General features: G+C 72.3%; 2 protein-coding genes. Both read right to left on the bottom strand.

What is annotated here, in order from left to right; translation table 11 throughout:
- Positions 1–1,191, bottom strand: a 1,191-nt coding sequence (locus FNH08_RS43680; RefSeq protein ID WP_322726411.1) for a M1 family metallopeptidase, incomplete at its 3' end; no start/stop codon positions are given.
- Between the two features lie 74 nt (positions 1,192–1,265).
- A complete protein-coding gene (locus FNH08_RS43675) occupies positions 1,266–5,141 on the bottom strand; it encodes a Pls/PosA family non-ribosomal peptide synthetase (RefSeq protein ID WP_152777059.1) in 3,876 nt (1,291 codons plus the stop codon).
- Between the last annotated feature and the right edge of the window lie 255 nt (positions 5,142–5,396).

Below are 5,396 nucleotides of genomic sequence, written 5' to 3'. Positions count from 1 at the left end.
GCCCCACCCCCGCAGCATCCGGAAGAACGCGTCGTCCCCCATCGCACAGCGCACCGCGTGCAGCACGAGCCCGCCACGCTGATACAGCCGGTCGTCGAACATCAGCTTGCGACCCGGGTCGGCAAGGACCAGATCCTGCGGCAGCGAGGACAGCAACCGATGGGCGGAGCCCGCCAGTTGCTGGGCCGTAGGCCCGCCGGACCGCTCCGACCACAGCCACTCGGCGTACTTCGCGAACCCCTCGTTCAGCCAGATGTGCCGCCAGTCCGCGAGCGACACACTGTTGCCGAACCACTGGTGCGCCAGCTCGTGCGCCACCAGCCGCTCCGAACCCCGCGCCCCGTCCACGTGGTTGGCGCCGAACAGCGACAACCCCTGTGCCTCGACGGGGACATCGAGCTCCTCCTCGGTGACCACCACGGCGTACTCACCGAACGGATACGGCCCGAACAGCTCCTGGAACAGCTCCATCATCTGGGGCTGCCGCGCGAAGTCCCGAGAGAACTCCGGCAGGAGATGCGCCGGAATGTGCCCGTGCTGCGGCACCCCGCCCAGCCCCGGATCGCCGAGCAGCACCGTCTGGTACTTCCCGATCGACAGTCCGACCAGATAGCTGGAGGTCGGCGCCGACTGCTCGTACACCCACGTCGTCGTGGACGCCTTCGTCGTACGGGTCAGCAGGCGCCCACCCGCCACCACCTGGTACGCGGACGGCGTGGTGATGGAGATCTGGTACGCGGCCTTGTCGGCGGGCCGGTCGTTGCACGGGTACCAGGACGGCGCCCCGACCGGCTGGCTGGCCACCAGCGCGCCGTCCACGAGCTCCTCCCAACCGAGCCCGCCCCAGGGGCTGTTCACCGGCTTGGGGTTGCCCGACCACTGGACCTCGACGGTGAAGGCGGCCCCGGCGCGCACCGCCTTGGCGGGACGGATGCGGAGCTTTCCGCCGCGGTGCGTGTAGTGCGGCGCCCGGCCGTCGACCTTGACCCGGCCGATCTTGAAGTCGGCGAGGTTCAGCTGGAACTCGGTGAGCGCCGCACGGCCCGCTATGGCGTTGATCCGTGCCGTGCCGGACAGCCGGTTCGGCCCTGGGCGGTAGTCCAGCGCGAGCTCGTACCGGTGCACCCGGTAACGGGGATCGCCGTTGGCCGGGAAATACGGGTCCGGACCCGCTGTCTGCTGAACCGCCACTGCTGCGTCTGCTCCCTGCGCTGCTCTCGTACGACGTCCATTGCCATCGTCCCCCGACGCCGCGAGAGCTTCCTCTAGCGACGCCATGCCTCGATCGGGTTCCCCAGCCAGCGCGTGTCATCGGGCACGGACTCCGCGGCCATGACCAGCGACGCCGGACCCAGCGTCGTACGGGCCCCGACGGCGCTGCCGGGCAGGACGATTCCGCCCGGGCCCAGAGTGGCGCCCTCACGGAGGACCACAGTATCCGTCCGCAAGATCCGGTCGTGGAAGAGGTGGGTCTGGAGCACACAGCCCCTGTTCACCGTGGCGCCGTCGCCGAGCGTCACCAGATCGCTCTCCGGCAGCCAGTAGCTCTCCACCCACACGCCCTTGCCGATGCGGGCACCGAGCGCGCGCAGCCACAGGTTCATCAGCGGCGTACCCGGGACCGACCCGGCCAGCCACGGCACGGCCACGACCTCGACGAACGTGTCGGCGAGCTCGTTGCGCCACACGAAGGAGCTCCACAGCGGATGCTCACCGCTGCGGTGGCGCCCCACGAGCGCCCACTTCGCGACGACGGACAGCACACACCCCGCCGCGCCCGCCGCGAGCAGCACGAGCCCGCCCAGCAGCCAGGCCCAGCCGCCCAGCGCGCTCAGCGCCGCCACCGTCAGCACGGCCAGCGCGGCCGAGCACAGCACCGGAACGATCCGGCACAGCTCCACCACACCCCGCGCCCACAGCAGCCGGGCCGGCGGCTCGTACGTCCGGCTCTGGTCGCCGTCAGCAGCGTTGCGCGGCAGCTTGACCGGCGGCAGCCCCAGATACGAGCTGCCCTTCTTCGCCTTCTTCGGCGTCGCCGACAGCACCCCGACCAGCCCGCCGTCCGGCACGCTGCGCCCCGGCGCGGTCATCCCCGAGTTCCCGAGGAACGCCCGGCGCCCGATCTCCGCCCGCCCGATCCGCATCCAGCCGCCACCCAGCTCGTACGGCGCGGTCAGCGTGTCGTCCGCGAGGAACGCGCCCTCGCCGACCGTGGTCAGACTGGGCAGCGCCAGCACGGTGGACACCTCGGCACCCCGCCCGATCCGCATCCCGAGCAGCCGCAGCCACACCGGTGTGACGAGCCCGGCGTACAGCGGGAACAGCGTCTCCCGCGACCGGTCCATCAGCTGTGTGACCGTCCAGGCCTGCCAGCCGACCCTGCTGTGCGTGGGATGCGTACCCTCGCGCAGCCCCACGCTCAGCAGCCGTACGGCGACGAGCAGCAGCAGCGCGTACACCGCCCCGAAGGCCAGGGTCGCCGGAATCAGCGCGAGCGCCGCGCCCCGCAGCGCCTCGCCGAGCCCGGCGTCCGGCGCCACGAACAGGCTCGCGGTGAGTAGCGCGGCGAGTCCGGCGAGCAGCGGCAGCGCGGTCAGCCCGACGCCGGTCACTCCGTACAGCACCCGCCAGAACACGCCCTTCTCCGGCCGCTCCTTCGGCCAGTTCCGCTTGGCCTTGCCGAGCTTCACGGCGGGCGCCCCGGCCCAACGCTGCCCGGTGGGCACCTGCCCGGCAACCGCCGAGCCGGGCGCGACCTCGGCCCGCTTGCCCACCCGCGCGCCCGGGAACAGCATGCTCCGCGTGCCGACCACGGCACCGGCACCGACCTTGACGGTCCCGATCTCCAGCCGGTCACCGTCCAGCCACCAGCCCGAAAGATCCACCTCGGACTCCACGGCCGCACCCCGCCCGAGTTTGAGCATCCCGGTCACCGGCGGCAGCGAGTGCAGATCCACCTCCGACCCGACCTTGGCGCCCAGCGCACGGGCGTACCGCTCCAGCCAGGACCCGGTGAGCGAGGTCGCGCCGCTGAACTCGGCCAGCCGCTCGGCCGTCCACAGGCGCAGATGCACGCTCCCACCGCGCGCGTAACGCCCCGGCGTCACCCCGCGCAGCAACAGCCGCGCCCCACCGGCGGCGACTGCGAGCCGTCCGGGCGGACTGAAGAACAGCAACGCTCCCGCCGCCACGGCCCACCAGGGAGCGGTCGGCAGCCAGGCGTACGACCCCGTCCACCCCAGCACGTTCCCGAGCGCGGCCAGCGGCACCACCCAGCGCAGCCCGAGCAGCGTGAACAGCGGGACGAGCAGCAGGAGCTGCAGCACCCCGGCCCGCACCGGCACCGGCTCGACCACCCGCTGGGAGCCGTCGTCCTGCGCGGACTCCTCCAGGTGCCGGGCGAGCTTGCGCAGCGTCGGCTGCTGGTAGATGTCGAGCACGGCCGCGCTGGGGTAGCGGGTACGCAGCCTCGTCGTGAGCTGGGCGGCGGCGAGACTGCTCCCACCGATCGCGAAGAAGTCGTCGGAGGCACTGCCCACGGGAATCCCGAGGACCTCCGCCCACTGCTCGGCGAGCCAGGCCTCCGTCCCGTACAGCTCCTCGGCCGGACCACCGCTCTCCAGGCCCTCCAGCGGCCACGGCAGGGCGTTCCGGTCGACCTTGCCGGAGGTACGGGTCGGTAGATCGGCGACGGGCGCAAGCAGCGGCACGAGCGCGGCGGGCAGCTCGGTCCGCAGCTTCTCGACGGCGGTGGCGTGATCCCACCCGTCCTGGGTGACGACGTACCCGACGAGCAGCTGATTGCCGCTACGGGCCGTCCGCACGGCCGCGGCAGCGCCCGCGACCCCGGGCAGCGCCTGCAGCGCGGCGTCCACCTCGCCGAGCTCGATCCGCCGCCCGCCGAGCTTGATCTGCTCGTCGGCCCGTCCGAGGAAGACCAGCCCCTCGGGCTCGGCCTTCACCAGGTCCCCGCTCCGATAGGCGCGCTCCCAGCCGAGGGACTCCAGTGGCGCGTACTTCTCCGCGTCCTTCTCGGCGTCGAGGTACCGGGCGAGCCCCACCCCGCCGATCACGAGCTGCCCGCTGCCGCCCATGGGCACGGGCTCGCCGGCCTCGTCGACGACGGCCAGCTCCCACCCACTCAGCGGCAGCCCGATCCGAATCGGCTCCGCACCCGTCATCAGGGACGCACAGGCGACGACGGTGGCCTCCGTGGGCCCGTAGGTGTTCCACACCTCGCGCCCTTCGGTCACCAGCCGCTGGACGAGCTCGGGCGGGCATGCCTCCCCGCCGAAGATCAGCAGCCGCACGTCGTTGAGGGTCTCGGGCTCCCACAGCGCGGCCAGGGTGGGCACCGTGGACACCACGGTGATCTCCTGCTCGACCAGCCAGGGCCCCAGATCGGCCCCACTGCGCACCTGCGAGCGCGGCACCGGCACCAGACAGGCCCCGTACCGCCAGGCCAGCCACATCTCCTCGCAGGAGGCGTCGAACGCCACGGACAGCCCGGCCATGACCCGGTCACCGGGCCCGATCGGCTCCTCGGTGAGGAACAGCGCGGCCTCGGCGTCCACGAAGGCGGCGGCACTGCGGTGGCTCACGGCCACACCCTTGGGCTTCCCGGTGGACCCGGAGGTGAAGATGATCCAGGCGTCCTGCTCGACACCGGGCCGGGCGGCCGGGACATCGGAGACGCCGTTGACGGTGAGGTGGTGCCCCGCCCCGACGACGGCCCGGACCTCCGCCTCCCCGAACACCAACTCGGCCCGCTCGTCCGGGTCCTCGGCGTCCACGGGCACATAGGCGGCACCGGCGGCCAGGACGGCCAGGATCGCCACGTACAGATCATTGGTGCCCGACGGGACACGGATGCCCACCCGGTCGCCGAGCCCGACCCCGGCGGCGGCCAGACGCCGCCGCAGCCCCTCGACCTCGCCGGCCAGGGCACGGTACGTCAGGCACGCGACACCGTCGTCCAACGCGGGCTCGTTCGGATACGACCGCACGGAGGCGTCGAGGACGTCGACGAGGGTGCGGGGGGAGGGGGCAGAACCGGCGGTGAAGCGCGCCACGGTGCCGAATCCAACGCCCAACCCGTCGTCGAGCAGGGGGAGAGCGGGACTGTCGTGTACGGCGGCCATCGGATCCTCGCGTCTCGAACCCGGACCATCCGGGGGCGCCGGCGGGCCACCAGGGGTGCCTGGGGATGTCCGTTCCGGTACCGAACAAGCCCAATACTCTAGTGCGCTGGGGACTTCGGCCTGTCGTGTCGGCCAAGCGGCGGCGTCCACGAGGCGACGCGCGGGTGCGAGCGAACCGTCGTGACCTGGGATTTTTCCGGCCGGAAGAGATGTCTCCCACATTTCGCCGCATTGCGCCGAAGTAAACCAGTGAGG

This window comes from Streptomyces spongiae (genome assembly GCF_009377185.1).
Lineage (GTDB): Bacteria > Actinomycetota > Actinomycetes > Streptomycetales > Streptomycetaceae > Streptomyces > Streptomyces spongiae.
Note: the sequence above shows the minus strand (reverse complement) of the source record. Positions and strands in the feature narration are given on the sequence as shown.

Excerpts from the sequence above, each read along its gene's own strand:
- FNH08_RS43675 (WP_152777059.1), bottom strand. The coding sequence starts at position 5,141 with ATGGCCGCCGTACACGACAGTCCCGCTCTCCCCCTGCTCGACGACGGG.